Source organism: Nocardia sp. X0981 (assembly GCF_977089955.1).
Genome location: NZ_OZ372435.1, coordinates 325,297 through 350,883, shown reverse-complemented (window position 1 = coordinate 350,883; position 25,587 = coordinate 325,297). Strand labels below are relative to the sequence as shown.

26 protein-coding genes are annotated in these 25,587 nt (G+C 67.9%); 16 read left to right on the top strand and 10 right to left on the bottom strand.

Translation table 11 applies throughout. From position 1 onward, the window contains the following. The first annotated feature begins 185 nt into the window (after positions 1–185). Both ACYR7D_RS01615 and ACYR7D_RS01610 read left to right on the top strand, forming a co-directional pair. The gene (locus ACYR7D_RS01615; protein WP_459547863.1) at positions 186–971 is read left to right on the top strand and encodes an Rv1157c family protein; all 786 of its coding nucleotides are present in this window, start codon (positions 186–188) and stop codon (positions 969–971) included. A 58-nt stretch (positions 972–1,029) separates the two neighbouring features. Then, positions 1,030–1,380 carry a hypothetical protein gene (locus tag ACYR7D_RS01610; protein WP_459547862.1) on the top strand — a complete coding sequence of 117 codons (351 nt, stop codon included), beginning with the start codon at positions 1,030–1,032 and terminating at the stop codon, positions 1,378–1,380. Between the two features lie 17 nt (positions 1,381–1,397). Here the strand turns inward: ACYR7D_RS01610 and ACYR7D_RS01605 are convergent, their stop codons facing one another. Beyond that, positions 1,398–3,020, bottom strand: a complete 1,623-nt coding sequence (locus ACYR7D_RS01605) for a PH domain-containing protein (protein WP_459547861.1) — start codon at positions 3,018–3,020, stop codon at positions 1,398–1,400. Next, positions 3,017–3,529: a PH domain-containing protein gene (locus tag ACYR7D_RS01600; protein ID WP_459547860.1), complete on the bottom strand. Its 513-nt coding sequence runs from the start codon at positions 3,527–3,529 to the stop codon at positions 3,017–3,019. The genes ACYR7D_RS01605 and ACYR7D_RS01600 overlap by 4 nt, the downstream gene beginning before the upstream one ends. 143 nt (positions 3,530–3,672) lie before the next feature. On the opposite strand from ACYR7D_RS01600, the gene ACYR7D_RS01595 reads away from it, so the two are divergent. The 5 genes from ACYR7D_RS01595 to ACYR7D_RS01575 all read left to right on the top strand — a co-directional run bounded on the left by ACYR7D_RS01595 (position 3,673) and on the right by ACYR7D_RS01575 (position 10,678). After that, positions 3,673–6,252, top strand: a complete 2,580-nt coding sequence (locus ACYR7D_RS01595) for a bifunctional FO biosynthesis protein CofGH (protein ID WP_459547859.1) — start codon at positions 3,673–3,675, stop codon at positions 6,250–6,252. A gap of 246 nt (positions 6,253–6,498) precedes the next feature. Beyond that, positions 6,499–6,822, top strand: a complete 324-nt coding sequence (gene fdxA / locus ACYR7D_RS01590; protein ID WP_459547858.1) for a ferredoxin — start codon at positions 6,499–6,501, stop codon at positions 6,820–6,822. Between the two features lie 12 nt (positions 6,823–6,834). Further along, positions 6,835–7,953 carry a succinyldiaminopimelate transaminase gene (dapC, locus tag ACYR7D_RS01585; RefSeq protein WP_459547857.1) on the top strand — a complete coding sequence of 373 codons (1,119 nt, stop codon included), beginning with the start codon at positions 6,835–6,837 and terminating at the stop codon, positions 7,951–7,953. 78 nt (positions 7,954–8,031) lie between these two features. Further along, positions 8,032–9,669, top strand: coding sequence for an L-glutamate gamma-semialdehyde dehydrogenase (gene pruA, locus ACYR7D_RS01580; protein WP_459547856.1), 1,638 nt, complete (start codon positions 8,032–8,034; stop codon positions 9,667–9,669). 58 nt (positions 9,670–9,727) lie between these two features. Further along, on the top strand, positions 9,728–10,678 hold the full coding sequence (locus tag ACYR7D_RS01575; protein WP_459547855.1) for a proline dehydrogenase family protein: 951 nt from the start codon (positions 9,728–9,730) through the stop codon (positions 10,676–10,678). On the opposite strand, the gene ACYR7D_RS01570 is transcribed toward ACYR7D_RS01575, so the two are convergent. Next, a complete protein-coding gene (locus ACYR7D_RS01570; RefSeq protein WP_459547854.1) occupies positions 10,679–11,539 on the bottom strand; it encodes an oxygenase MpaB family protein in 861 nt (286 codons plus the stop codon). Positions 11,540–11,667: 128 nt separating this feature from the next. Here ACYR7D_RS01570 and ACYR7D_RS01565 point away from each other — a divergent pair, with 128 nt between their 5' ends. From ACYR7D_RS01565 to ACYR7D_RS01555, 3 genes are all read left to right on the top strand, one after another. Continuing rightward, entirely contained in the window at positions 11,668–12,303 is a 636-nt protein-coding gene (locus ACYR7D_RS01565) for a TetR/AcrR family transcriptional regulator (RefSeq protein ID WP_459547853.1), read from the top strand. Between the two features lie 136 nt (positions 12,304–12,439). Next, positions 12,440–13,858 (top strand): acyl-CoA synthetase, encoded by a 1,419-nt coding sequence (locus tag ACYR7D_RS01560; protein WP_459547852.1) that lies wholly within the window; start codon positions 12,440–12,442, stop codon positions 13,856–13,858. Between the two features lie 55 nt (positions 13,859–13,913). After that, positions 13,914–14,306 carry a PPOX class F420-dependent oxidoreductase gene (locus tag ACYR7D_RS01555; RefSeq protein WP_459547851.1) on the top strand — a complete coding sequence of 131 codons (393 nt, stop codon included), beginning with the start codon at positions 13,914–13,916 and terminating at the stop codon, positions 14,304–14,306. 45 nt (positions 14,307–14,351) lie between these two features. Here the strand turns inward: ACYR7D_RS01555 and dapD are convergent, their stop codons facing one another. Then, positions 14,352–15,299 carry a 2,3,4,5-tetrahydropyridine-2,6-dicarboxylate N-succinyltransferase gene (dapD, locus tag ACYR7D_RS01550; RefSeq protein WP_459547850.1) on the bottom strand — a complete coding sequence of 316 codons (948 nt, stop codon included), beginning with the start codon at positions 15,297–15,299 and terminating at the stop codon, positions 14,352–14,354. Between the two features lie 61 nt (positions 15,300–15,360). On the opposite strand from dapD, the gene dapE reads away from it, so the two are divergent. The 5 genes from dapE (at position 15,361) to ACYR7D_RS01525 (ending at position 19,752) form a co-directional block, all read left to right on the top strand. Beyond that, positions 15,361–16,461: a succinyl-diaminopimelate desuccinylase gene (dapE, locus tag ACYR7D_RS01545; protein ID WP_459547849.1), complete on the top strand. Its 1,101-nt coding sequence runs from the start codon at positions 15,361–15,363 to the stop codon at positions 16,459–16,461. Positions 16,462–16,530: 69 nt separating this feature from the next. Beyond that, positions 16,531–17,334: an LOG family protein gene (locus ACYR7D_RS01540; protein WP_459547848.1), complete on the top strand. Its 804-nt coding sequence runs from the start codon at positions 16,531–16,533 to the stop codon at positions 17,332–17,334. After that, positions 17,328–17,903: an LOG family protein gene (locus ACYR7D_RS01535; protein ID WP_459547847.1), complete on the top strand. Its 576-nt coding sequence runs from the start codon at positions 17,328–17,330 to the stop codon at positions 17,901–17,903. Before ACYR7D_RS01540 ends, ACYR7D_RS01535 begins: the two co-directional genes overlap by 7 nt. A gap of 32 nt (positions 17,904–17,935) precedes the next feature. Further along, positions 17,936–18,817 (top strand): dihydropteroate synthase, encoded by an 882-nt coding sequence (folP, locus tag ACYR7D_RS01530; RefSeq protein ID WP_459547846.1) that lies wholly within the window; start codon positions 17,936–17,938, stop codon positions 18,815–18,817. Further along, positions 18,814–19,752, top strand: a complete 939-nt coding sequence (locus tag ACYR7D_RS01525; protein ID WP_459547845.1) for a glucosyl-3-phosphoglycerate synthase — start codon at positions 18,814–18,816, stop codon at positions 19,750–19,752. The genes folP and ACYR7D_RS01525 overlap by 4 nt, the downstream gene beginning before the upstream one ends. A gap of 27 nt (positions 19,753–19,779) precedes the next feature. Here the strand turns inward: ACYR7D_RS01525 and ACYR7D_RS01520 are convergent, their stop codons facing one another. From ACYR7D_RS01520 to sigE, 6 genes are all read right to left on the bottom strand, one after another. Continuing rightward, entirely contained in the window at positions 19,780–20,211 is a 432-nt protein-coding gene (locus tag ACYR7D_RS01520; protein ID WP_459547844.1) for a hypothetical protein, read from the bottom strand. Positions 20,212–20,441: 230 nt separating this feature from the next. Then, positions 20,442–21,302: a hypothetical protein gene (locus ACYR7D_RS01515; RefSeq protein WP_459547843.1), complete on the bottom strand. Its 861-nt coding sequence runs from the start codon at positions 21,300–21,302 to the stop codon at positions 20,442–20,444. Between the two features lie 51 nt (positions 21,303–21,353). Next, a complete protein-coding gene (tatB, locus tag ACYR7D_RS01510) occupies positions 21,354–21,770 on the bottom strand; it encodes a Sec-independent protein translocase protein TatB (protein ID WP_459547842.1) in 417 nt (138 codons plus the stop codon). A gap of 33 nt (positions 21,771–21,803) precedes the next feature. Next, the gene (locus tag ACYR7D_RS01505) at positions 21,804–23,348 is read right to left on the bottom strand and encodes a S1C family serine protease (RefSeq protein WP_459547841.1); all 1,545 of its coding nucleotides are present in this window, start codon (positions 23,346–23,348) and stop codon (positions 21,804–21,806) included. 10 nt (positions 23,349–23,358) lie between these two features. Further along, entirely contained in the window at positions 23,359–23,754 is a 396-nt protein-coding gene (locus tag ACYR7D_RS01500) for a hypothetical protein (protein WP_459547840.1), read from the bottom strand. A 63-nt stretch (positions 23,755–23,817) separates the two neighbouring features. Then, positions 23,818–24,468 carry an RNA polymerase sigma factor SigE gene (gene sigE / locus ACYR7D_RS01495; protein WP_459549963.1) on the bottom strand — a complete coding sequence of 217 codons (651 nt, stop codon included), beginning with the start codon at positions 24,466–24,468 and terminating at the stop codon, positions 23,818–23,820. 451 nt (positions 24,469–24,919) lie between these two features. Between sigE and ACYR7D_RS01490 the strand changes: the two genes are divergently transcribed. After that, positions 24,920–25,552 (top strand): O-methyltransferase, encoded by a 633-nt coding sequence (locus ACYR7D_RS01490; RefSeq protein WP_459547839.1) that lies wholly within the window; start codon positions 24,920–24,922, stop codon positions 25,550–25,552. Positions 25,553–25,587 lie beyond the last annotated feature (35 nt).

Below are 25,587 nucleotides of genomic sequence, written 5' to 3'. Positions count from 1 at the left end.
ACAATCGCCTCGTTTTTTAACAACAGTCACAAAAAGCACCCGCTACTGTTCGGTAGCACAGTGAAAGAGGGGTCGCGATCCCGACCCCGGTGCTGTACAACGCGCGCCAGTGTCCTTAGAGTGACCCCGAAACGACGGCTTTTCAGCGTCGCCCAGATGTACCCGAGGTAAGGACGGCTAGACCAGTGCTTCGCACCCGAGGATCGCGGATCGCATTGTCCGCGCTCGCCATTGCGGCCAGCGCCTCCCTCGCGGCGCCCATGTCGGCCGTCGCGGACCCGGCCGAGCAGGCTTCGGTGACCAGCGTACCGATGGTTCCCGAGGGGGTCCCGGTCGATGTGCTCGCCGCCCTGGCGCCGGCCATCGTCAACGCACCGGTCCCGGCCGCGCAGGACATCGCCGCCCCGGGTCCGCAGGAAACCATCCTGGCCCAGGCCCGTGCGCTGCTGGACGTGGTGAACCTGCCGCCCCAGATCGAAGCCACCCTGGAACGGGTCATCACCTTCCTCGACGGCAGTGGCGGCGGCGGGCCCGATATTCCCGAATCCGGTCCGGCGATCGCCCAGTTCCTCTACCCGACCGTCGGCAAGGGCTGCATCGCCCCCTCCGGTGATTCGGTCGGTACCGCCCTCGCGGTTCCCGGCCCGGCGCATCTGCCGCCGCCCGGCCCGGCCGCCGGGCAGACCGGTTTCGTGTTCACCGCGCTGGGTACCGAACGTCCCACACCCGAACAGCCGCAGCCGTTGACCGTGCAGTGGCGCAACCTGGACACCGGCGCATCCGGGTCGCAGGCGCTGACCGATGAGGCCAAGATCAACCCGGACGGCCCCGCCACTCTCTCGACCATCGCGAACACCGGCACCGGCCGCATCGTCGCGGTGATCGGCGGCGGGCTCACCACCCAGGCCACCGAAACCGAAACGCGCAGCTGCTCCTTTGCCCCCACCCTGGGCTTCTTCACCGTCGGCTGAGCTGTGTCGCCCGCCCCGCCTCCGGCGGGGCGGGGCGGCATTGTGGTAGACCGGGGCGATGGCGACTGTCGAAAGTGCGCGTAAGAGCAGCATCCGGAGCCGGGGTTCGTCGCGGTCGATCCTGTCGATCCGGTCGGAGGGATCCATTCTCTCCATCGGCTCGGCGTATTCGATCCTGTCCATCGGTAGCGTCGGATCGGTGTTGTCCATCGGCTCGATCGGATCGTTCGGTTCACTCCTGTCCAGTGGGTCCTTCGTGAGTCTCGGCTCGGCGCTGTCGGGACTTTCCCGCTGGTCGCTGCTGTCGTGGAAGGGTAACCATTCCAGTCCGGAGGCCCGCCCGGATCTGCGGATCGTCGCCGACGAACCCGATCTGAAGGTGGCGGCCACCCGGCATTGCCAGACCTGAACCGGGACGGTCCGCGATCATCCGGCCGGGCGATGGATACCGGACAAACCGGGTGTCACCGCTTCGATGAGGGCCCGGGCCTGGTCCAGCGGTATGTCCTGGACGAGATAGAGCTTCTCACCGGCGGCGGTGGCGGCCCCGACGGTGGCGAGTCCGGCGCGGCGCTGCCAGAAGGTCCGGCGCACGGTCCAGCCGATGATGCCGGGTGCCTCGAGGCAGGTCCGCTCGCGATCGAGGGAACCGGAACGGACGATCAGCCAGACCGGGGAATCCGAGGTCGCGGGGACGACCGCGTGCCCCAGACTTCGATACCGGTCCTCGGCGAGTAGGCCGCATACCGGGATCAGCGCGACCGGGATCAGCCACCACCACGGTGGGAGATCGCCCGTGGTCGCCGCCACCAGGAGTACCGCCGCACTCAACGGGACCGGCCATCCGGCCCGGAAATAGCGACGACGGCGGGCGGCCGGGCCGTGGCGGACCAGTGGTATCCGGCTCAGTGCCGCCAGATGCGCCGTATCTCCCGGTGCGGGCGGATGCTCGGTGTCGTGTGGGCGCAGCAGTTGGGTCAGCGTTCGCTCGACCGCCGGGCGCGGCGCCTGCGGCAGAATTTTCTGCCGGGGGTTCTCCCCGGTCATGACGGCTTCCAACTGCGCGGCCCCGGCCAAGCGCAACAGCAGCGGTTCCTCGATCGTGGCCCCGCGTAGCCGGGCGGTATCGAGGGTGATCTGGCGAAGAGTGAAAAGTCCGCGCCGGATCCGCAGGACGGACCCGTAATCGGTGACCCGCAGACCGTGGTAGGTGATCAGGTAGTGCCCGCAGGCCGCCGTGCTGACCACCAGGACCACGGCACACAGAGCGAACAGCCCGAGGAGCAGTAGCACCGGCAGCCCGACCCCGCGCACGTCGTCCACGGTATCGGGATCGATATCGATATCCATCGCGCCGAAACCGAACTGTGTGGCCACGCCGATCGCGGAGGCGGCGAACGCGAAACCGGTGAGCGACAGCGGGGCATAGCGCACCCAGCTCGGCCGCCAGTGCCCGATCTCGATGCCCTTGCCGTTCGGGGGAACTTCCGTGGCCGGGCCGCTCGCGGTGAAAGCCGCGGGCTCTTCCGCGGGCCGGCTCTCCCGGGCGTGGGCGAGCAACTGGTCGCGCAGCGGCCGCACCCGGTCCACGGCCAGACCGTCGAGAGCGAACCGCTCCTCCGAGCCCGCCTCCTGCCCGGTACCGATCACCACGGTGGCCAGACCCAGAATCCGGTGCAGGGGATCGGCTTCGATATCCACCGAACGGATCCGGGCCCGCGGTACCGACAGGCGGCGGCGCCGGACCAGTCCGGTACGCAATTCCACGTGGGTCGATCCGATCCGGTAGGTGGTGGTGAACCAGATGGTGAGTGCGTAGGGCACCACCGCGGCCACACCGAGCGCGGCCCAGAGCGGGTTTCCGGAACTGACACCCAGGAACGCCGCGCCCAGGACCGCCGGCAGGAACTTCGCGATCTCCTGAACCGGGTACACCAGCAGCATCCGGCGGTCCAACCGTAACCATGGTGCGCCGGCTGCCGGCCCGGCCTCGTCCGGGGCCGGACCGGGCCGGGGCGTGTCACCGGGTGCGGGCCGCGGGCCCGTCATGTCGCGTCCCCGCGGTGCCGGGCCGCGATCTCGGTCAGCCTGGTCACCGTCTGTTCGGCGACCGCCCGGTCGAGCAGCTCGATCCGCACGGCGCCGGCGGAGGAGGCCGTGGTCACGGTGACCGTGGACAGGTCGAGTATCCGTTCCAGCAAGCCGCGCTCGGTGTCCACGGTCTGCACCCGCGATATCGGCGCCACCCGGCTCTCCTGCGTCAACCAGCCCACCCGGGTGTACACCGCCTCGTCGGTCACCTCCCAGCGGTGGACCCGGAAACGCCAGCGGGGTATCACGACCGTCGCGCCGACCGCCATCGGTACCAGCAGGACCAGTACCGCGACCTGCCACGGTCGCCGTGCCGGATCGAAAACCGTCCACCCCAGTACTACAGCGAGCACAACCAGCCAGGTCAGTGCCGTCTGCACGGTCCAGAGCGTCTTCGCGCGCGGGCCGGGTCGCCACGACGGCTCGGTGCTGGGTTCGGTTTCCCGCGAGGGGCTCTCCGGCGGCATATATTCATCGTCGCACGACGGTCCTGCGCGTCCGCCGGTCCGGAACCCGCTCATAGGCCCCGACCTGCGCGGAATAGCCCGAGGTGCACCGCGGTTGTGAACGCTCGACAACCTGGGAGGAGACAGTTCCGGATGTGTGCCGCATGATCGAGGGCGTGACCGAGCTACCCGAACCGACCGTCCCGACCCCCGTGCCCACCGCGTCCGCTATGCGCCGGGCGTTGCGCCGGGCCCGCGACGGGGTCACGCTGAACGTCGACGAGGCCACGGTGCTGTTGCACGCGCGTGACGCCGATCTGGCCGACCTCTGCGACAGCGCCGCCCGGGTACGTGATGCCGGGCTGGCCTCGGCGGGTCGCCCACGTACGATCACCTATTCGCGCAATGTCTTCATCCCGCTCACCCATTTGTGCCGGGATACCTGCCACTACTGCACCTTCGTCACCGTGCCGGGTAAGTTACGGGCCGAGGGGCGCGGCATGTTCCTGGAGCCGGACGAGGTACTCGATATCGCCCGGCGCGGTGCCGAATTGGGGTGCAAAGAAGCCCTGTTCACCCTCGGTGACCGGCCCGAAGCGCGCTGGCCGGAGGCCGCGCGGTGGCTGGACGAGCGCGGCTACGATTCCACTCTCGACTATCTGCGCGCGGTCTCGATCCTGGTGCTCGAGGAAACCGGTCTGCTGCCGCATCTGAACCCCGGGGTGATGTCCTGGGAGGAGATCTCCCGGCTGAAACCGGTGGCGCAGTCCATGGGCATGATGCTGGAAACCACCTCGGCCAGGCTGTTCACCGAGAAGGGCAATTGTCACTACGGCAGTCCGGACAAGGACCCGGCGGTGCGCTTGCGCGCCATCACCGATGCGGGCCGGTTGTCGGTCCCCTACACCACCGGGATCCTGGTGGGTATCGGCGAAACCATGGCCGAGCGGGCGGACACCATTGCGGCGATCCGTAAGCAGCACAAGGCGTTCGGGCACATCCAGGAAGTGATAGTGCAGAACTTCCGGGCCAAGGAGGGCACCGCTATGCGGCACGCCCCCGACGCCGATCTGGCCGAATTCCGGGCCACCATCGCGGTGACCCGGCTGCTGCTCGGACCCGATGTTTCGGTGCAGGCGCCGCCGAACCTGGTGTCGGAGGCGGAATGCCGGGCGCTGCTCGATGCCGGGATCGACGACTGGGGCGGGGTGTCACCGGTGACTCCCGACCACGTCAATCCCGAACGTCCCTGGCCCAATCTGGATACGCTCGCCGAGATCACCGCCGGCGCCGGATTCGAACTGGTGGAGCGCACCTCCGCGCATCCGAAGTATGTGCGGGCCGGTAGCCCCTGGATCGACCCGCGGATCGGGGCGCATGTGGCCGCCCTCACCGACCCGGAAACCGGATTGGCGAAAGCCGGGGCCCTGCCCGTCGGCCTGCCCTGGCAGGAGCCGGACGAGTCGTGGGAGTCGGCCGGCCGGACCGATCTGAACACGGCCATCGATACCGACGGCCGGAATACCGAGACCCGCAGCGATATCGATAACGCGTTCGGCGACTGGGAAACGATCCGTGAGCAGGTCCGCGATCTCGCCGCCGCGCCGCAGCGATTGGGCTCCGACGTACTGGCCGCCCTGCGTGCCGCGGAAAAGGACCCGGCCGGTCTCACCGATGCCCAGTACCTGGCGTTGGCCACCGCCGACGGCCCGGATCTGGAAGCCGTCGCGGGATTGGCCGACCAGTTGCGCCGGGATGTCTGCGGCGACGACGTCACCTATGTGGTGAACCGCAATATCAACTTCACCAATATCTGCTACACCGGTTGCCGTTTCTGCGCGTTCGCTCAGCGCAAGGGCGATGCTGATGCCTTCACGCTCAGCACCGGCGAGGTCGCCGACCGTGCCTGGGAGGCGTATGTGGACGGCGCGACCGAGGTCTGCATGCAGGGCGGTATCGACCCGGATCTGCCGGTCACCGGTTACGCCGACCTGGTGCGCGCGGTGAAGGCCCGGGTGCCGTCCATGCACGTGCACGCTTTCAGTCCGATGGAGATCGTCAACGGCGCCTCCCGCGGCGGGGAAAGTGTGCGGGACTGGCTGACCGCCCTGCGCGAAGCCGGCCTGGACACCATTCCCGGCACGGCCGCGGAGATCCTGGACGATGAGGTCCGGTGGGTCCTCACCAAGGGCAAACTCCCGGCCTCCGCCTGGATCGACGTGGTGACCACGGCGCATCAGGTGGGGATCCGGTCCAGTTCCACCATGATGTACGGGCACGTGGACAACCCCGGCCACTGGGTCGCGCACCTGCGCGTACTACGCGGCATCCAGGACGAAACCGGTGGCTTCACCGAATTCGTCCTGCTGCCCTTCGTGCACCAGAGTGCTCCGCTCTACCTGGCGGGCGCATCCCGCCCGGGCCCCACCAACCGCGACAACCGTGCCGCGCACGCCCTGGCCCGCATCATGCTGCACGGCCGGATCGACAACATCCAGACCAGCTGGGTGAAACTCGGCACCACCGGCACCCGGGTCATGTTGCGCAGCGGCGCGAACGATCTCGGTGGCACACTGATGGAGGAAACCATCTCCCGTATGGCCGGCTCCCAGCACGGCTCCGCGAAAACAGTGGCCGAACTCACAGAGATCGCCGCCGGTATCGGCCGCCCGGTCCGGGAACGCACCACTACCTACGGTGTGCCCCCGCGCCGTCAGCCGGTACCGGGCCTGGAACTCGTCTGATCGAGCCGGGAAGCGCGCTGGTGGTGAAGCCCGGGGTGGGTCGGCGTATGGGAAATATGGGCAGGTCCGTGCGGGCCGGGTTCCGAACCCGCGGTGCCGCAGGCGCCGCGAAATGGACACAGCCCCGTGGCGCCGGTGGTGCCGCAAATATTAGGGCAGGCTCACCGGGGGTAACGTGTGGGGCGCCAGGAATACTTGTGCACGGGCGCAGTTACCCGGAGATGAAGGAAGACTAGGAGAGCGGCAGTGCCGTACATCATCGCTGAACCGTGCGTTGACGTGAAGGACAAGGCGTGCATCGAAGAATGCCCTGTGGATTGCATCTACGAGGGTGGTCGCATGCTCTACATCCATCCCGACGAATGCGTTGACTGTGGTGCGTGCGAGCCGGTCTGCCCGGTGGAGGCGATCTTCTACGAGGACGACACCCCCGATCAGTGGAGCGGTTACATCAACGCCAACGTCGATTTCTTCGACGAACTGGGTTCGCCCGGCGGCGCCACCAAACTGGGTAAGGTCGATTACGATCCGCCCTTCGTCAAGGAACTGCCGCCGATGGCCGAAGGCTGAGCGACCGGGTAGATGAGCACCGAGGTTTCCAACCGTCCGCGGGTGAGCGCGGCGCTTCCGGATTTCCCGTGGGACACGATCGCCGGTGTGAAGGTGCGGGCAGCGGCGCATCCGGGCGGGCTGGTCGATCTGTCGGTGGGTACACCGGTCGACCCGGTCGCCCCGTTGATCCGCTCGGCGTTGAATTCCGTGGCCGAGGTGCCGGGGTATCCGACCACGCACGGTACGCCGGAGTTACGTGCCGCCGCGGTGGCCGCGCTGGCTCGGCGTTTCGGTATCACCGGCGTCGATCAGGCGGCGGTGCTGCCGGTGATCGGAACCAAGGAGTTGATCGCGGGCTTGCCCCGGCTGCTCGGTCTGGGCGCGGCCGACCTGGTGATGATCCCCGAGGTCGCCTACCCGACGTACGAGGTGGGCGGTCTGCTCGCCGGTACCCGGATCCTACGGGCCGACGGGCTCACCCGCCTGGGGCCGGAGAGCCCGGCACTCATCTACCTGAATTCCCCGTCCAACCCCACCGGCCGGGTGCTGGGTGTGGAGCATCTGCGGAAGGTGGTGTCGTTCGCGCGGGAACGCGGTGTGATCGTCGCCTCCGACGAGTGCTATCTCGGGTTGGCCTGGGACGAACCGGCCGTCTCGATCCTGGACCCGCGGGTCTGCGACGGTGATCACACCGGCCTGCTCGCGGTGCATTCGCTGTCCAAAACTTCCAATCTGGCGAGTTACCGCGCGGGGTTCGTGGCCGGCGATCCGGAATTGGTGGCCGAACTCCTGGAGGTGCGCAAGCACTCCGGCATGATGGTGCCCTTCCCGGTGCAGGCGGCCATGCGGGCCGCCCTCGACGACGACGAGCACGAGTCGGCACAGCGGGAGCGTTACCGGGCCCGCCGGCAGACCCTGCGTGCCGCGCTGCTGGACGCGGGCTTCCGGATCGATCATTCCGAAGCGGGTCTGTACCTGTGGTCGACCCGCGGTGAACCGTGCCGCGAAACTCTGGACTGGCTGGCCGACCGGGGTATCCTCGCCGCCCCGGGCGACTTCTACGGTCCCGCGGGCGCCGAGCATGTGCGTATCGCCCTGACCGCGACAGACGAGCGGGTGCGGGCGGCAGCCGAGCGTTTGCGCAGTTGATCCCGCGGCGCCGGAGTCGCCGCGAAAAACACCGCGCCGGGTTCGGGCGGGGGAGGCCCTGCGGCGCTAGCCTGAGGTATGGACGCTGTCACAGTTGTCCCCACTCCCGCCAACGAGCCGGTGCGCACATACGCGCCGGGCAGTCCCGAACGGGAACGGCTGCTCGGTGAAATCGCCGATATCTCGCAGACCACGCTCGAGATTCCGCTGGTCATCGATGGTAAACACCGCCCGGGGACCGGTGCGCGCCGCGAGATCGTCGCCCCGCACCGGCATCGGCAGGTACTCGGGACCTATACCGATACCACCCATACCGAAGCCGCCGCCGCGATCGATGCGGCGATCGCCGCCGCTCCCGGCTGGCGGTCGCTACCGTTCGACGAACGCGCCGCCGTCCTGTTGCGGGCGGCGGATCTGCTGGCGGGCCCGTGGCGGGAGACCCTTGCCGCGGCAACCATGCTGGGGCAGTCGAAATCGGTGGCGCAGGCCGAGATCGACGCGCCGTGCGAGCTGGTCGATTTCTGGCGGTTCAATGTCTCTTTCGCCCGTGAGATCCTCGCGCAGCAACCCCGCTCCAGCGCGGGCGTCTGGAACCGGATGGATTACCGTCCGCTGGAGGGTTTCGTCTATGCGATCACTCCGTTCAATTTCACCGCCATCGCCGGTAATCTGCCCACCGCGCCCGCGCTCATGGGCAATACGGTCGTGTGGAAGCCCTCGCCCACGCAGACGCTGGCCGCGTACTACACCATTCGCCTGCTGGAGGCCGCCGGATTACCACCCGGGGTCATCAATATGGTCACCGGTGGCGGGAAGGAACTGTCCGAGGTCGCACTGACCGATCCGCGGCTGGCCGGTATCCACTTCACAGGGTCCGGTGCCACCTTCCAGTACCTGTGGGGCCGGGTCGGGGCCAATATCGGGAAGTATCACGGGTATCCGCGGGTGGTCGGGGAGACCGGCGGTAAAGATTTCATCGTCGCGCACCCTTCCGCGGACGCGGCCGCTCTGTGCACCGCACTGGTGCGCGGTGCCTACGAATATCAGGGGCAGAAGTGTTCGGCCGCCTCGCGGGCCTATCTACCCCGGTCCCTGTGGCGGGAGATGGGCGACGATTTCCTCGGTATCGCCGAGAAACTGAGCTACGGGGATATCGCGGATCTGTCCAACTTCGGCGGCGCGGTGATCGATCGGCGCGCCTACGAGAAGAACGTCCGCGCCATCGAAAGAGCCCGGGGTGGCGGGGTGTCCGTACCGGTGGGCGGTACCTACGACGACAGCGAGGGCTGGTTCGTGCGGCCGACCGTATTCCTCGCCGATGATCCGCGTGACGAATCGTTCACCACCGAGTATTTCGGGCCGATCCTGTCGGTGTACGTCTACGACGACAACGAGCCCGGTGCCTACGCCTCGGTTCTGGCGGAGGTCGAGTCGGCCGCCCCGTACGCGCTCACCGGTGCGATTTTCGCGCGGGACCGGCACGCGATCGAGGAGGCGGCCCGGGCGCTGCGTTTCGCGGCCGGCAATTTCTATGTCAACGACAAACCCACCGGCGCCGTGGTGGGGCAGCAGCCGTTCGGCGGGGCCCGGGCCTCGGGAACGGACGACAAGGCCGGCTCGCCGCTGAATCTGCTGCGCTGGACCGCACCGCGCACGGTGAAGGAAACTTTCCTTCCGCCCACCGAGTATCGCTACCCGCATATGGGGCAGGAGTGAGCTCGCCGGCCGCTCCCGGCGGCATGCGTATCCGCGAGGTCCGGATGCGGGGGAGCCGGTGAACCCGCTGCGTCCGGCGATTCTCGCGGCCGCCGGATCCGAGCGGGTGAAACGGACGCTGACCACCACCCCGGCGACCGCGCCGCTGGTCCGGCGTTTCGTGCCGGGGGAGACCCGGGCCGAACTCGTCGCGGCGGTACAGGAGTTGCTGTCGAGCGGGCGGGCGGTGAGTGTGGATTTCCTCGGCGAATACACCACCGACCGTATCCGGGCCGATGCCGCGGTCGCCGAATATCTGGCGCTGGTCAACGATCTGGCGGCGCTGGACACCGCCGCGGTTCCCGCGGGCGCGGCGCCGCTCGAGGTTTCGGTCAAACTGTCCGCGCTCGGCCAGGCGCTGGGCGCGGACGGACCGGCGACAGTCGCCGAGAATCTGCGCGTCATCTGTACGAAAGCGGCCGAGGCCGGCGTGTGGGTGACCGTGGACGCCGAGGATCACACCACCACGGCCCGCACTTTGGCCACCCTGCGGCAGATCCGCCCGGATTTCCCCTGGCTGGGCACCGTGATCCAGGCCTACCTGTATCGCAGCGAGGAAGACTGCCGTGACCTCGCGCGAGCCGGCGCTCGCGTGCGGCTGTGCAAAGGCGCCTACCGGGAACCGGAGACGGTGGCATATCAGCACCGATCCGATGTGGACCGCGCCTATCTGCGCTGTCTGCGTGTGCTGATGCGCGGGGCGGCCCGCCCGCTGGTGGCTTCGCACGACCCGGCCCTCCTCGAGGCAGCGGCCGGTCTCGCGGCCCGGACCGGCCGGGGGCCGGGAGAGCTCGAGTACCAGATGCTCTACGGCGTACGCACCGATGAGCAGATCCGCCTCGCCGAACACGGTGATTTCGTACGGGTGTATGTCCCCTACGGCGCGCAGTGGTACGGCTACCTGATGCGCCGGTTGGCCGAGCGGCCCGCCAACCTGGGGTTCTTCCTGCGCGCCCTTGCCGGGCGGTGATCAGACCAGGGGTTTGCCCGCGCGCATACGCCGGCGCATATCCCACAGGTAGTAGTTCATCGGGAACTGGCGCAGGACACGGGGCTGCAGTTTCAGGGAGAAGCCGATCAGCTTCATGGTCCGGTCGAACCAGCGCTGGTTGCTCTCGGTCCAGGTCATCCGCATTTTCTCGCGAATCTGCGGGGGCAGGCAGCCGGTGACCACGAACCGGTGGAATCCGGCCGAGAGCAGGCGCACCGGGAGCGGCAGCATCTTCAGGTCGATGAGGTCGTTGAAGTAGGCGCGCGTGGTGTCGTCGATTTCCAGGTTGTTCAGGTTGTCTTCCCAGAACTGCCAGAACGCGGCCCGGTCGGGCGGCCACATTTCCGGGCGTACCTGCAGCGTGGTGCCGAGCCGGGCGCTGTGGGCGTAGAAGATGTCCGCGGTGGCCTCGTCCATCGGGCCCTGAACTTTTTCCAGGAGATCCACGAAACCGAAGTACAGGCAGGCCGCGACCCAGAGTTGCAGCTTCGGGTCGAAGGCGTTGTATTTGACCGGGCTGGTGGGTTTGGTGCGGATGTGGCGATGGGATGTGTTGACCGCGAACCGGTAGGCCTCGCGTTCTTCTTCGCTGCCCAGCATGGCGACCGCGAGGTAGGTGAGTGTGGTCCGCAGCCGTTTGAGCGGGTGGAACATCACGTTGCCGCTGGTGACATCGCTCTCCATGACGCCGTAGGCGACCGGCCGCAGCCCCAGTTGCATGATGACGTTCGCGGTGCCGCCGAGGAAGGCGGTGATTCCGACGATATGGTCCTCGATATCGAAATCTGGGGTGTAGCGGGCGTGGGGTTCGGGTTCGCTCGCGGGCCGGGGAGCGGTCATCGGTGACCCCTTTCCTGTGAGAAGATTATATGATAACCATCTCACTCTCTCGAACTTGCGTCAACCATAGCTGCGATTGTGCGATGCTTACTATGTCATTGCATCGCCGAGCGCGGGAAGGTGCCGAGATGGGTGCGCTGGCTCAATTATTGCCACTGGTGCGAACTGCGCGCCGAGATCAAGATCAATCGGTGCTGACCGCGGCTTTGCAGGCATTCCTGGATTTCGGGATCAAGCGCACCAGCATGGTGGAGGTGGCTCGGCGGGGCGGCCTCTCCCTCGCCACCCTGTACCGGCGCTTCTCCAGTAAATCCGACTTGATAGAAGCCGTCGGACTACAGCAGACCCGGGATTTCATCGAAAGTGTCGATGCGGCCGTGCAGCGACAGGTGGAGAAGAACGCGGGTGCCGAAGAGCAGATCGTGGAACTGTTCGTGGCCTTCCTGCACGGTCTGCGTGGCAACGAGTTGCTGGACCGGCTCCTGAACACCGAACCGGAAATCGTGCTGCCCTACCTCACCACCAAGGGCGCCCCCGTCATCGAACTGGGCCGCGACTACCTCGCGGAATTCATCACCCGCCTGCAGGACGAGGGAAAGCTGCCGGTCTACGATCCCCTTCCGCTCGCCGAGATGATCGCACGCACCGCGTTGTCGCTGGCCTTGACCCCGCAGACGGTGATACCGCTGGGCGACGATATCGCCGTCCGCAGATACGCGCGCGATCATGTGGTGGTCTCGTTCCGGGTGCCCGCCGATTCCTGAACCCCGAGCCGGGAATTCTCGTCTCCGGACCTCGTTCCCGGGGGTACGGTGCTCGGAAACCGGACGAGGACGTGGGGCCGGCGCACGCACGGCGGGTATATGCCACCCGGACCGTGCGGCGCAGTAGTTTGGGCGCATGTCCTTCGGCGCACGTCTGCTCAGTTCCCTCGACCCTCTGGCCGTAGCCGGAGGAGCCGATATCCCCGACGCCGTCACGATCGAGGGGGAAACGCTGTCGCGCAGCGATCTGCTGGGCGCGGCCACCTCGGTGGCGGAACGGATCGCACGGGCCGAACGGGTCGCGGTGCTGGCCCGGCCCACGGTGCCGACCGTGCTGGCCGTGGTCGGCTGCCTGATCGCCGGTGTCACCGTGGTGCCGGTGCCCCCCGACTCCGGGCCGGCCGAACTGGACCATATGCTCGCCGATTCCGGCGCCCAGGCCTGGCTGGGCGAGGCGCCGGCGGGTACGACGCTGCCCGTGGTGCCGGTCCGGCGGCATGCCCGCTCCTGGCACACCTATCCCGAACCCGACCCCGCCGCACCGGCTTTCGTTCTCTACACCTCCGGTACCACCGGCGCGCCCAAGGGCGTGGTGCTGAGCCGCCGCGCCATCGCCGCCGGATTGGACGCGCTCGCCGAGGCGTGGTCCTGGACCGCGGCCGATGTGCTGGTGCACGGGTTGCCGCTGTTCCATGTGCACGGACTGATCCTGGGTCTGCTGGGTCCGTTGCGGATCGGTAGCCCGGTCGTGCACACCGGTAAACCGACGCCCGCGAACTACGCCGCGGCTTCCGGCACTCTGTACTTCGGCGTCCCCACGGTATGGTCCCGGATCGCCGAAGACCCCGAATCGGCGAAACAGTTGAGCGCTGCCCGCCTGCTGATCTCCGGTAGTGCCCCGCTGCCCGCACCGGTGTTCGAACGGCTCGCGGAACTCACCGGCCACGCCCCGATCGAACGCTACGGTATGAGCGAAACCATGATCACTCTGTCCGCCCGGGCGGACGGCGAACGGCGCCCCGGCTGGGTCGGCGTACCGGTGCGGGGAGTGAGTACGCGGCTCCGTGACGAAGCGGGACAACCCGTCCCGCACGACGGTTCGAGTATCGGGGGTCTCCAGGTGCGCGGCCCGATGCTGTTCGACGGCTACTTCGGCCGGCCCGACGCCACCGCCGAGTGCTGGACCGGCGACGGCTGGTTCCGCACCGGTGATGTCGCCGCGATCGATGCGGACGGCTTCCACCGGATCGTCGGGCGGGAATCGGTGGACCTGATCAAATCCGGCGGCTACCGGATCGGTGCCGGAGAAGTGGAGACCTCGCTGCTGGGGCATCCCGCTGTCGCCGAGGTCGCGGTGGTGGGTCTCGCGGACGCCGACCTCGGGCAGCGGATCGTGGCGTTCGTGGTGCCCCGAGCCGAGGTGCCCGATGAACAGGAACTGATCGGCCATGTGGCCGAACAACTCTCGGTGCACAAACGCCCCCGCGAGATCCGTTTCGTGACGACGCTGCCGCGTAACGCGATGGGCAAGGTGCAGAAGAAACAGCTGAGCTGATCGGTCACCGCCGGGTGTTGACCTCGACCGAACTCGAGGTTCTAGCGTCGGGTCCATGAACGCGACGCTCACCCGGGAACATATCGATTACCTCGCCGGACAGCGACTGGGCCGCCTGGCCACCGTCGACCCGGACGGTGCTCCACAGAACAATCCGGTCGGGTTCCGCTACAACCCCGACCTCGGCACGATCGATATCACCGGCTGGAACATGGGACGCTCACGCAAGTTCCGCAACCTCGCCGGGAACAACCGGGTGGCCTTCGTCGTCGACGATATCGCCTCGGTCCAGCCGTGGCGGGTGCGCTGCCTGGAGATCCGCGGTACGGCCGAGGCGCTGACCGGGGTCGCCACCTATATCGGCACCGAGCCGGGAGAACTCATCCGCATCCACCCCGAACGGGTGATCGCCTTCGGCCTCGCTCCCGCGGAAGCGGCAGCCTCGTGATCCCGGCCCCACCCGGCTCCGAACCGGGTGGGGTACGGGCGGCGATCAGTTGTGGGCGTGCAGCACCTCGTTGAGCTCGATACCGGTGCCGGCGCGCGGCACCACCTCCACAGCGCCGGTCCGCGAATTCCGGCGGAACAGCAGGTTGTTCCTCCCACTCAGCTCCGCCGCTTTCAGCACGGTCCCGTCCGGGGCGGTGACCTTCGTGCCGGCGGTCAGATAGAGACCGGCCTCCAGTACACAGTCGTCGCCCAGCGGAATACCCAGGCCGGAGTTCGCGCCCAGCAGGGACCGCTCACCGATCGAGATCACCGTGGTCCCGCCACCGGAGAGGGTGCCCATGGTGGAGGCGCCGCCACCGATATCGGAGCCGTCACCGACGACGACACCGGCGGAGATACGGCCCTCCACCATGGAGGTGCCCAGAGTGCCGGCGTTGAAATTCACGAATCCCTCGTGCATCACCGTCGTTCCGGCGGCCAGATGCGCGCCCAGCCGTACCCGGTCGGCATCGCCGATGCGCACGCCGGAGGGGACCACGTAATCGACCATCCGCGGGAACTTGTCGACGCTGTACACCGTCACCGGTCCGCGCGCCCGCAACTTGGCCCGGGTGATCTCGAAACCCTCGACCGCGGCCGGGCCGTGGTTGGTCCACACCACATTGCTGAGCAGGGCGAACTGTCCTTCGAGGCTCACCGAGTGGGGGCGCACCAGGCGATGGGACAGCAGATGCAGCCGCAGGTAGACATCATGGGCGTCCACCGGAGCCGCGGACAGGTCGGCGATGGTGGTGCGTACGGCGACCACCTCGACCCCACGCGCCGGGTCGGGGCCCACCAGTTCGGCCAGTTCGGCCGGTGCCCCGGCGAGCCGCTCGGTACCGGTATCGCTGAACTCGCCCAGCTCCGGGGCGGGGAACCAGGTGTCCAGCACGGTCCCGTCGGTGGTCACGTTGGCGATGCCGATAGCGGATGCTCCCTGAGTGCTCACGACACCGAAGCCTACCCACCACCGGCCTCGAAGCGGTGCGGCACCTCTACGCTCGTACCCTGTGACCCTCGACCTGCACGCCGATCCCGTCGCCCTCACCGCCGCCCTCGTGAACATTCCGAGTGTTTCCCGCGACGAAGCCGCGATCACCGCGGCTGTGGAAACCGCGCTACGTACCCAGACCAGCGGTTTCGAGGTGCAGCGGCGGGGCAATGTGGTGCTCGCGCGCACGAACCACGGGCTGCCCACGCGCGTGGTGCTGGCCGGACATCTCGATACCGTGCCGATCGCGGACAACGTACCCGGTCGTTTCACCACCGAGAACGGCGCCGAGGTGCTGTACGGGTGCGGATCGGTCGATATGAAATCGGGCGACGCGGTTTTCCTGCATCTGGCCGCGACCATCGCCGAACCCGCGCACGACCTCACCCTGATCTTCTACGACTGCGAGGAGATCTCCGCCGAATACAACGGCCTCAACGCCGTGGAGCGGGAGATCCCGGAATGGCTGGACGGTGACCTGGCCATCCTCGGCGAACCGTCCGGCGGCTGGATCGAGGCCGGTTGCCAGGGCACCCTGCGGGTCCGGTTGCGCACCACCGGCGTGCGGGCGCATTCGGCCCGATCCTGGCTGGGTGACAATGCGATCCACCGGCTCGCGCCCGTCCTCGGCCGGCTGTCCGAATACCGCGCCCGGGAGGTCGATATCGACGGTTGCCGCTACCGGGAAGGTCTGTCGGCGGTACGGGCCGGTGGCGGGGTGGCGGGCAACGTCGTGCCCGATACGGCCGAGGTGGAAGTCAATTTCCGGTTCGCCCCCGATCGGACGGTGCGGCAGGCGATCGACCACGTGCGGGAGGTCTTCGCCGGCCTCGATCTCGAATTCGAGGTCACCGACGCCGCGGCCGGCGCTCTTCCCGGTCTCACCGCTCCGGCGGCGCGGGGGTTGGTCGAGGCGGTCCGCGCGCACGGCTCGGCGGGTGTGCGCGCGAAGTACGGCTGGACGGATGTCTCCCGGTTCGCCGCCCGCGGCATCCCGGCCGTGAACTTCGGCCCCGGCGATCCCAACCTCGCCCACAAACGGGACGAGCACGTCCCCTTGGCCCAGATCACCGCGGTCACCGAAATGCTGCGGGGCTACCTGACGGCGGCTGGGTCATAGGCGATGCCGAAAGGGCTCGACCCCGCGGCGCCGCAGGCGCCGCGAAACAAACCCAGTAGCGTGGCGGCCATGTCAACCGACGCTGTCGAATCCGGGATGGTCGGCAAATCCAAGACCCGATATCGCGGGCCGATCATGTTCCGCCGTGACCGTACGCCGCGGGGCGGTACCGCGGATCAGCATCTGCTGGACCGGCGTGAGGGTAGTGACTGGGTGCATACCGACCCGTGGCGGGTCCTGCGCATCCAGGCCGAGTTCGTCGAGGGGTTCGGGGCGCTGGCCGAGGTGCCGCGGGCGGTGAGCGTGTTCGGTTCGGCGCGTACAGCGCCCGATCATCCCGAATACCGGTCGGCGCGGGAGCTCGGTGCCGCGTTGGCGACGGCCGGGTTCGCGGTGATCACCGGCGGCGGTCCGGGCGTGATGGAGGCCGCCAACCGGGGCGCGTCCGAGGCCGGTGGTTATTCGATCGGGCTCGGGATCGAGTTGCCCTTCGAGCAGAGCCTCAACGAGTGGGTGGATCTCGGTATCAACTTCCGGTACTTCTTCGTGCGCAAGACCATGTTCGTGAAGTACTCGCAGGCTTTCGTCTGCCTGCCCGGTGGTTTCGGTACCCTCGATGAGCTGTTCGAAGCGCTTACCCTGGTGCAGACGAGGAAGATCACCCGGTTCCCGATCATTCTGTACGGGAGTCGTTATTGGGCGCCGCTGGTCGAGTGGATTCGGGAGTCGTTGGCCGCGGAGGGGCGGATCTCACCGGGCGATATCGACCTGCTGCACGTCACCGACGATATCGCGGAGGTCGTGCGGATCATCGAACGGTCGGAGCCGGGTAGTGCGGATATCGAGAAGGTGGGTACGGAGGACGAATGGTGAAACCGGAACCGTTCGCGTTGTGTGTGTACTGCTCGGCCGGCACCACCGATCCGGCGTATCTGGAGCTGGCGGCCCGGGTGGGCACCGAAATAGCCCGGCGCGGCTGGCAGCTGGTTTCCGGGGGTGGTCGCGTGTCGATGATGGGGGCGGTGGCGACCGCGGCCCGGGCCGGTGGCGCCCATACCGTCGGGGTCATTCCGAAACACCTCATGCACCGCGAAGTGGCGGATGTGGGTGCTGATGAGCTGGTGGTCACCGACACCATGCGGCAGCGCAAACAGGTGATGGAGGACCGCGCCGACGCCTTCCTCACGTTGCCCGGAGGAATCGGCACCCTCGAGGAGTTCTTCGAGACCTGGACCGGTGGTCATCTGGGCCAGCACGCCAAACCGATGGCGATCCTGGATCCCGACGGTCATTACGAGGGTCTTTTCACCTGGCTGGCCGAACTCCGGGAACGCGGTTTCGTCTCTCGGCAGGCCCTCGACCTCATCACCGTTACCGACGATTCGACCACGGCTTTCACCGCGTTGGCGCGCGCTGCCGACGCTGGGCCGGAGGTCGCGTAACCCGGCGTCGACAACACAGTAAGGTCGAGATCATGTTCGAGCCCGTCCGGCCGTCGCCGACCTTGTGTGGCCGGACGGTCGCGACGGATCGTGCCCTGGTGATGGCCATTGTGAACCGTACGCCGGATTCCTTCTACGATCGTGGCGCCACGTTCAGCGACGATGCCGCGCTGGCCGCGGTGGCCCGGGCGGTGGCGGAGGGGGCCGATCTGGTCGATATCGGCGGGGTGAAGGCGGGGCCCGGCGACCGGGTCGACGCCGCCGAGGAGACGCGCCGGGTGGTGCCGTTCGTGGCCGCTATCCGGGAGCGCTACCCCGACCTGTTGATCAGTGTGGATACCTGGCGCTCGGAGGTCGCGCGGGCCGCGGTGGCCGAGGGCGCCGATCTGATCAACGACACCTGGGCGGGGGCCGATCCGGAGCTGGTGCCGGTGGCGGCCGAAACCGGTGCGGGCATCGTATGCAGTCATACCGGTGGCGCCGTACCCCGGACCCGCCCGCATCGCGTTCGTTATCCGGACGTGGTGGCCGAAGTCGCCGATACCGTGGTCGGTGCCGCGGAAGCGGCCGCGGCGGCCGGGGTACGCAGGGATTCCATCCTCATCGATCCGACGCACGATTTCGGGAAGAACACCTATCACGGGCTCGCACTGTTGCGGGCAGCAGACGTTCTTGTAAAAACCGGATGGCCCGTCTTGATGGCGCTGAGCAACAAGGATTTCATCGGAGAGACATTAGGTGTCGGACTTTCCGAACGGCTGGAGGGCACATTGGCGGCAACAGCGTGGTCGGCCGCGGCCGGTGCCCGCGTTTTCCGGGTGCACGAGGTCGCCGCGACGCGGCGGGTCGTGGACATGATCGCCGCGATCCAGGGTATCCGGCCACCGGTACGAACTCTGCGAGGTCTCGTATGAAACTTTCCCAACACGAGCCCGGCTGGGCGACGACCAATACGTGGGACAGCCCGCGCTGGTCCGTGGCCGAACTGGTGGCCGCCAAGGCAGGCCGCACCGTCTCGGTGGTGCTGCCCGCGCTGAACGAAGAGAAAACCGTGGCCGCGGTGGTGGCCAGTATCCGGCCGCTACTCGGCGGTTTGGTGGACGAGCTGGTGGTGCTGGATTCCGGGTCGACCGATGCCACTGCCGAACGTGCCCGCGCCGCGGGTGCGGAGGTCGTGACACGGGAGCAGGCCGTACCCGAGTTGGAGCCGGTTGCGGGGAAGGGCGAGGTGCTGTGGCGTTCGCTGGCGGTGACCAGCGGCGACCTGGTGGCTTTCGTGGATTCCGATCTGATCGATCCGGATCCCGCGTTCGTGCCGAAACTGCTCGGCCCGCTGCTCACCACCCCGGATCTGCATCTGGTCAAGGCGTACTACCGGCGTCCGCTGCGGCACGGCGGCGGAGTGGACGCCCACGGTGGTGGGCGGGTGACCGAGCTCGTCGCCCGGCCGCTGCTGGCCGCGCTGCGGCCGGGGCTGACCTCGGTATTGCAACCGTTGGGCGGGGAGTACGCCGGCACCCGGGAGTTGCTGACCGCTGTGCCGTTCGCACCCGGCTACGGGGTGGAGATCGGGCTGCTGCTCGATACCTATGATCGGCTCGGGCTGGGCGCTATCGGGCAGGTCAATCTCGGGGTGCGGACCCACCGTAATCGGCCGCTGGCCGATCTCGGGGTGATGAGCCGCCAGATCCTGGGCACGGTGCTGGGCCGCAGCGGGGTGTGTGATTCCGGGGCGGCACTCACTCAGTTCCCCCTGATCGGCGACGAGTTCACCCCGCACAGTACCGAGGTGGATCTGGTGGACCGGCCGCCGATGAACACGATCCGGCCGGATGCGGTGGCCGCCTGAGCCACCGGGGTCGAACGTGTCGCGGCGTCAGCGGCCGCGGTCTGGCCTTTCGCCGGTAGGGGTGTCTCCGGCGTCTCGGTCGTCCGGCTGCGGGCCGGAGGTTTCTTCGGAGGCCTCCTGGTCGGGGCCGGACCCGGCTGCCGCCGATTCGGCCGCGGCGTTGTCTCCGGTCTCCTCCGGTACGTTGCCGATCGTGGGCTCCTCGTCTTCGGTACTCGCCGGCGCAGCCGGTGAGTCCTCGGCCGGTCTCATGGGGCCCGGACCGGCGTCGTCCGTGGTGGGGCCGGCGGTGTCCGGAGCCTGCTCGGGATGTCCGTGTTCGTCTTCCAGACGTGCTTGGAGTTCGGCGACCGTCACATACTCGCTGCTACCGGCTCTCGGATGACGGAACCAGAGGGCCAGCGAAATCAGCAATCCTACAGCGATCAATACCACCGCCACGATGATCAACGCGTTCACCTGTGCCTCCACGAATTGCCCTGTCGGATCGAGGTATGGCCACGGTCCGGCTATCGCTACAAGCTATTTCACGGTTATTCCGGTGTAGATCCGCACAGACGAATACGGCAAAAGTGGTTCGGGTCACTTCAGCGTAGCAATATGGATGACGGGCTGTTATTTCATGGAGCTATCGCCCTTTTCGGGCGTGTCGGCCCGGCCCGGGCCGGGCGGCCGGGCCGGGCCTTTCGTCAGCGCCGCTGGCGCACGACCGGCGGCCGGGAGTCCACCGGCTCGTGGAGATAGACCGGGGTGAGCAGGTCCGCGTCCACCGGTTCACCTGTGGTGCGCTCGTAGCGCACGCCGATCAGCACCGAGAACCGGCGACCGGCCGCGCGTTCGTGCAGCGTGGCCAACCGGGTCGCCAGTAGCCGGACCGCCCCGAGCGAACCGGGTGGGTGCAGGCCATCGATCACCAGAACCGAACCCCGGCCGTCCGGGCGGGGCAGCCGGGCCAGGTAGGCGATATCGTGCGGCTCCGGGCTGGCGGGGCGGTAGATACGGCGGGCGGCACGGTCTTCTATCCCGCGGCGTCCGTCGCCGGGCCGGGCCACCGCGCGACGTAGCCGCGGATCGGCGGCTATGAGGTGGCGCAGGCTCGGCGAGAGTTCCGGGCCGCCCAACACGATGAGTCCGTCGCGCAGCAGGTCGATCGGACGCCCCGGCGCGAAAGGCTCGATAGTGGCCGAGAAGCCCAGCTCCCGTAATTGTTCGGCGAGGCGCGGGGCGGCCGCCGGGTCGGGTGCGCCGACCAGCCTGCCCGCCCGGTTGTCCGGGACCAGCAGCGTGAGCGGACCGTGCCCGAAGAACAGTCCCTCGGGCGCGGGGCCCTGGGTGCTCACCTGGTGGATACGGGCGCGGGACAGCCCGGCGGCGGCCCCGATCCTGGCAAAAGTCCAACCTTCGGCATGTAACTCCCGGATCACCGCACGGCGAATGCGCGTGAGCTCGTTGATGGTCTGCTGAGCCGCTGCGACACCCTCCGTTGCGGCCTTGAGTCGCTCGACTTTATCTTCGATCGCGAATATTCGCGCCACGTCATCGGCCGACATGTGCGAAGTCTAGACACCAGTCCGGTAAAATGCGTCTAGCCTGGTTGACGTTCAGGTGGCGTCGGTATCGATCGGCGGACGTTCGTTGCGTTCCAAGGGTTTATGGGGTTTGACCTTCGGGTAATCTGGCATCCCGCTACTGGTACCCAGCACATTCTTGCTGTCGGGCAATGCGCCGTCCAAATCCCGCAACAGGGAATCATCGCCGTTCAGAAGGTGTTTCGTCACCACCGAACGCGGAGACATTCCGCGTAATTCCTGCAGATCGGCGAGTGGCTTTCGGAGATCTTCGAATTCGGGACCGAGTTCGGAGCGCAATTGCGATGTGGCTCCGCTCGCGTAATCACGGACCTGGCGCAGGCTGCGCGCGGTCCACCGCACGGCGCCGGGTAGCCGCTCCGGACCGAGGATGACGAGGGCGGCGACGAGTAGCACGAGCATCTCGCCCCACCCGATACTGCTGAACACCCCTCCAGGCTACCCGGCGCCGCCGCCGGTGGATCAGTCCGAGGCCAGTGTCACCGGAATATCGACCTGGCGGCCTTCCCTGATGAGCTGGACGTTCACCGTCTGACCGATATCGTGGGTCTGCACCGCGACGACCAGTTCGTCCGGATTGGTCACCTCGCGGTCGCCCACCCGCACAATGACATCCCCCTCGACGATGCCGGCATTCGCGGCCGGGCTGCCGGGCGCGACATCGGCGACCTCGGCGCCGCTCATCACCTCGTTGGCGACGGTCTTCGTGCGGGCGCTCACCCCGATCATCGGATGGTGGATCGAACCGTCGCGGATGAGTGTCTGTGCCACCTCGGTCATCTGGTCCACGGGGATGGCGAAGCCCAGGCCCACGGAACCGCCGCTTTCACTGCGGATCGCGGTGTTGATACCGATGACCCGGCCGTCCGCGTCCACCAGCGCGCCACCCGAATTGCCCGGGTTGATCGAGGCATCGGTCTGCACCGCGTCGATCACGGCCTTGGTATCGCTGCCCTCACCCTCGAGTTTCACGGGTCGGTGCAGGGCGCTGACGATGCCCGAGGTGACGGTTTTGCTGAGGCCGAGCGGAGAGCCGATGGCCAGCACCGCGTCCCCGACTTGCACATCGTCCGATCTACCGAGCTGGGCCACGGTGAGATTTTTCACATCTACCTTGAGGACCGCGAGATCGCTCTTCGGATCACGGCCGACGATCTGCGCCGGGGTCCGGGTGCCGTCGGAGAAGGTGATCTGTACCCGGGCGCGGCCGGACTGATCCTGCGCGGCCATGGAGATCACGTGGTTGTTGGTGACGATATAGCCGTTACCGTCGATCACCACCCCGGATCCCGTGGCGCCGTTGTCCCCGACGGTGGTGCGGATGGACACCACCGAGGGCAGCACCGCGTCCGCCACCTGCGCGATGGGACCGTGCGGCTGTTCGCTGTCGGTCTGTTCCAGGCTCACTTTTCGGGAGGTCAGGGTCGAGGCGGTTTCCGCGGTCAACCGCCCCACCAGACCGCCGACGAGCCCGATGGCCAGAGCCACGGCGGCCAGGGCGAGCAGCGCCCGGGGAGCCACACGAGAGCCGAACAGCACCTCACGCGCCGAGAGCTGCCCGGCGCGTGGCAGCTCCTGTGCGGTAGCGGAGGCCACCGCCGGGGCGCCGAGCCGAGCGGGCGAATCCGGGTCGCGCCACGGGTCCACCGGACCGGCTACGGGTTCCTTCCCGGTACCGGCATCCGGATCACGCTGGAGCAGTTCATCGGAACCCGGTGGCCGGCCGAATGCCTCGGCCAGCACCGCCTCGGGCGGGCCCTTCAGCGCTGCCGGGGCCGTCGACCCGGTCTCGGTGCGCGCGGCGCGCGGGGCGAACGAGCCGGACTGGCCGGATGGCCGGCGGAAGGCATGCGCGGTATGTGAGTCCACATGGGGTCGATAGACCGGCCGCGGTGCCAGCACCGGAGCCCCCGGCGGGCGCAGAGTGCCGTTATCGGTCGTCGTGCCGTTCTCATCCGCCGAATCAGGGTTTTCGGCGGGCGAATTGTGCGTCGGTTCGGAACTCACGCGGCAAACTCTACTTGCGCCACCACACCGACCAACGGAAGCTGTCGAACGTCGACGAAAATGCCTGGCTCGAAAAGCCGAAAACCGCCTCGTTGCGGTGACCCCCGGAAGAATTGCGGCTTTGCGGACCGCTCGGCGGTTCGACGAGCGGAATACGCGAGAGGCTGTCGTGCAGACCGGTCGGCACCGAGACCTGACCGGCTCGGCGCAGCGCGATACGGGCCTGCTGCTGCGCCTCGACTTCCGCGGCGCATTCGGGACATACCGAAATATGCTGAGCCGCGCGTAGGTACGGATTCATCCGCAGTTCGCCATCGACATAGGCGGCGACCGCCTCGCTCGCCAGATGTTCGGTGGAGTGGAACTGCGGGGAACGACGACCGGACCTACTGGAGTCGTCACTCATTCGCTGCCCATCCTTCCCAACCGACATCGCTGACCGCCGGGGCCCGGCGTCACGGCTGCCGGATCACCCGAAGCTCGCCTCCGCGGCGAAACGCTCCTGCGCTCCATTATGCGCAAGATAGTCGCGCAATGCTTGCCGGCCGCGATGGATGCGGCTGCGGACCGTTCCCAGCTTCACGCCGAGGGTGGCGCCGATCTCCTCGTAGGAAAGGCCTTCGATATCGCAGAGCACGACCGCGGCGCGGAACTCCGGGGCCAGGGAGTCCAGTGCGGACTGCAGGTCGGGATCGAGCCGGGCGTCGTGGAACACCTGCTCGGGACCGGGGCCGTCGGCGGGGACCCGGTCGTAGTCCTCGGGAAGTGCCTCCATCCGGATCCGGCTGCGCCGGCGGACCATGTCCAGGAAGAGGTTGGTGGTGATGCGGTGCAGCCAGCCCTCGAACGTACCGGGCTGATAGCTGGACAGGGAGCGGAAGACCCGGATGAAGGTCTCCTGGGTGAGGTCCTCGGCGTCCTGGGCGTCGCCGGAGAGCCGGTAGGCCAGGCGGTAGACACGGTCGGCGTGTTCGCGGACCAGCTCGTCCCAGGTCGGCATGACCGCGCGGTCGCCGGTGGCGTCGAAGGCGGCGGTGCCCGTGAGGGGGAGATCGGCCTCGTGGTCGGATTCGGCCACCACGGCGTCGAAATCCTCGGCTCGTTCATCGGTACTGGACATATCGGGCACCTCCATCAGGGCGTCCGGCGAAGCGGTATCGTCGATCACCTGGTCGTGGTGTGCGGCTACCTCGTGATCCGGTCCGGTAAACGGGCTGGAGCCGAAATCGTCCCGGCCGGGCAGGCGATACCCCGCCGGCTCTGCCCCATGGACGGCCCGGGGGAGTTCGGGCAGGGTGGCGGACTCGCGTGCCGCATCGACCATGTGGATGGTGACGACCTCCTGATCGGGGACCGAGGCGTAGGCTCGTATGGGCGACCCGGTTCTCGGGCCGCCACACCGGTTACAACGGTCGGTACGTGCCCCGTTGTTCCCGGCCCCACACAGCGGTCGGCTGGTCTTGTGTAGACATCACTCTTCCGTGCCTCGATATGGCGGGGGTGTGGTAACCCTGAGGGACACCTGAGAATGTTGCGACCCGCTTCGCCCCGTTTGGCATAGCCTCAGAGGCGTGGCATCGAACCTGGAGCGAAATCTCGCCTACGTGGAGGAATCCGTCGTGGAGGACGAGGTACTCGTCACCGCCCGCGAACGGGCCACCGAATTGGGAGCGGCTCCGGTGCCGCCGTCGGTCGGGGCACTGCTGAGCATGTACGCGCAGCTGCTCGACGCGCGGGCGGTGGTCGAGGTGGGTACCGGTGCCGGCGTCAGCGGGCTGTGGCTACTGGACGGGATGCGGGAAGACGGCACACTGACCACCATCGATTTCGAGCCGGAGCATCAGCGCGCCGCCAAGGAATCCTTTCGCGCGGCCGAGATACCGCTCGCGCGTACCCGGCTGATCAACGGCCGCGCGCTGGACGTCCTGCCCCGGCTGGCGGACGGCGCCTACGATCTGGTGTTCCTGGATGCCGCGCCGATCGAGCATCCGCAGTACGTCGCCGAAGCCGTGCGGTTGCTACGTGCCGGCGGGGCGGTACTGCTGCACAACGCGCTGCTGGGCGGACGGGTGCCCGATCCGGCGCATCGGGACGCCGCGACGCAGGCGGTGCGCGCCGCCACCCGGACGATCGCGGAGGACTACGGCCTGACCAGTGTCCTCATTCCGCTCGGTGACGGGTTGCTCTGCGCGTCGAAGGGGTAGGCCGCGGTCACTCGCGGGCCGTGGCGCGATAGGCG

What these genes read in the sequence shown, in the direction of transcription:
- ACYR7D_RS01610 (WP_459547862.1), top strand. Translation starts at nt 1,030, where the DNA reads ATGGCGACTGTCGAAAGTGCGCGTAAGAGCAGCATCCGGAGCCGGGGT.
- ACYR7D_RS01605 (WP_459547861.1), bottom strand. Translation starts at nt 3,020, where the DNA reads ATGACGGGCCCGCGGCCCGCACCCGGTGACACGCCCCGGCCCGGTCCG.
- ACYR7D_RS01600 (WP_459547860.1), bottom strand. Translation starts at nt 3,529, where the DNA reads ATGCCGCCGGAGAGCCCCTCGCGGGAAACCGAACCCAGCACCGAGCCG.
- ACYR7D_RS01595 (WP_459547859.1), top strand. Translation starts at nt 3,673, where the DNA reads ATGATCGAGGGCGTGACCGAGCTACCCGAACCGACCGTCCCGACCCCC.
- dapC (WP_459547857.1), top strand. Translation starts at nt 6,835, where the DNA reads ATGAGCACCGAGGTTTCCAACCGTCCGCGGGTGAGCGCGGCGCTTCCG.
- pruA (WP_459547856.1), top strand. Translation starts at nt 8,032, where the DNA reads ATGGACGCTGTCACAGTTGTCCCCACTCCCGCCAACGAGCCGGTGCGC.
- ACYR7D_RS01570 (WP_459547854.1), bottom strand. Translation starts at nt 11,539, where the DNA reads ATGACCGCTCCCCGGCCCGCGAGCGAACCCGAACCCCACGCCCGCTAC.
- ACYR7D_RS01565 (WP_459547853.1), top strand. Translation starts at nt 11,668, where the DNA reads ATGGGTGCGCTGGCTCAATTATTGCCACTGGTGCGAACTGCGCGCCGA.
- ACYR7D_RS01560 (WP_459547852.1), top strand. Translation starts at nt 12,440, where the DNA reads ATGTCCTTCGGCGCACGTCTGCTCAGTTCCCTCGACCCTCTGGCCGTA.
- ACYR7D_RS01555 (WP_459547851.1), top strand. Translation starts at nt 13,914, where the DNA reads ATGAACGCGACGCTCACCCGGGAACATATCGATTACCTCGCCGGACAG.
- ACYR7D_RS01540 (WP_459547848.1), top strand. Translation starts at nt 16,531, where the DNA reads ATGTCAACCGACGCTGTCGAATCCGGGATGGTCGGCAAATCCAAGACC.
- ACYR7D_RS01535 (WP_459547847.1), top strand. Translation starts at nt 17,328, where the DNA reads ATGGTGAAACCGGAACCGTTCGCGTTGTGTGTGTACTGCTCGGCCGGC.
- folP (WP_459547846.1), top strand. Translation starts at nt 17,936, where the DNA reads ATGTTCGAGCCCGTCCGGCCGTCGCCGACCTTGTGTGGCCGGACGGTC.
- ACYR7D_RS01525 (WP_459547845.1), top strand. Translation starts at nt 18,814, where the DNA reads ATGAAACTTTCCCAACACGAGCCCGGCTGGGCGACGACCAATACGTGG.
- ACYR7D_RS01515 (WP_459547843.1), bottom strand. Translation starts at nt 21,302, where the DNA reads ATGTCGGCCGATGACGTGGCGCGAATATTCGCGATCGAAGATAAAGTC.
- ACYR7D_RS01500 (WP_459547840.1), bottom strand. Translation starts at nt 23,754, where the DNA reads ATGAGTGACGACTCCAGTAGGTCCGGTCGTCGTTCCCCGCAGTTCCAC.
- sigE (WP_459549963.1), bottom strand. Translation starts at nt 24,468, where the DNA reads ATGTCCAGTACCGATGAACGAGCCGAGGATTTCGACGCCGTGGTGGCC.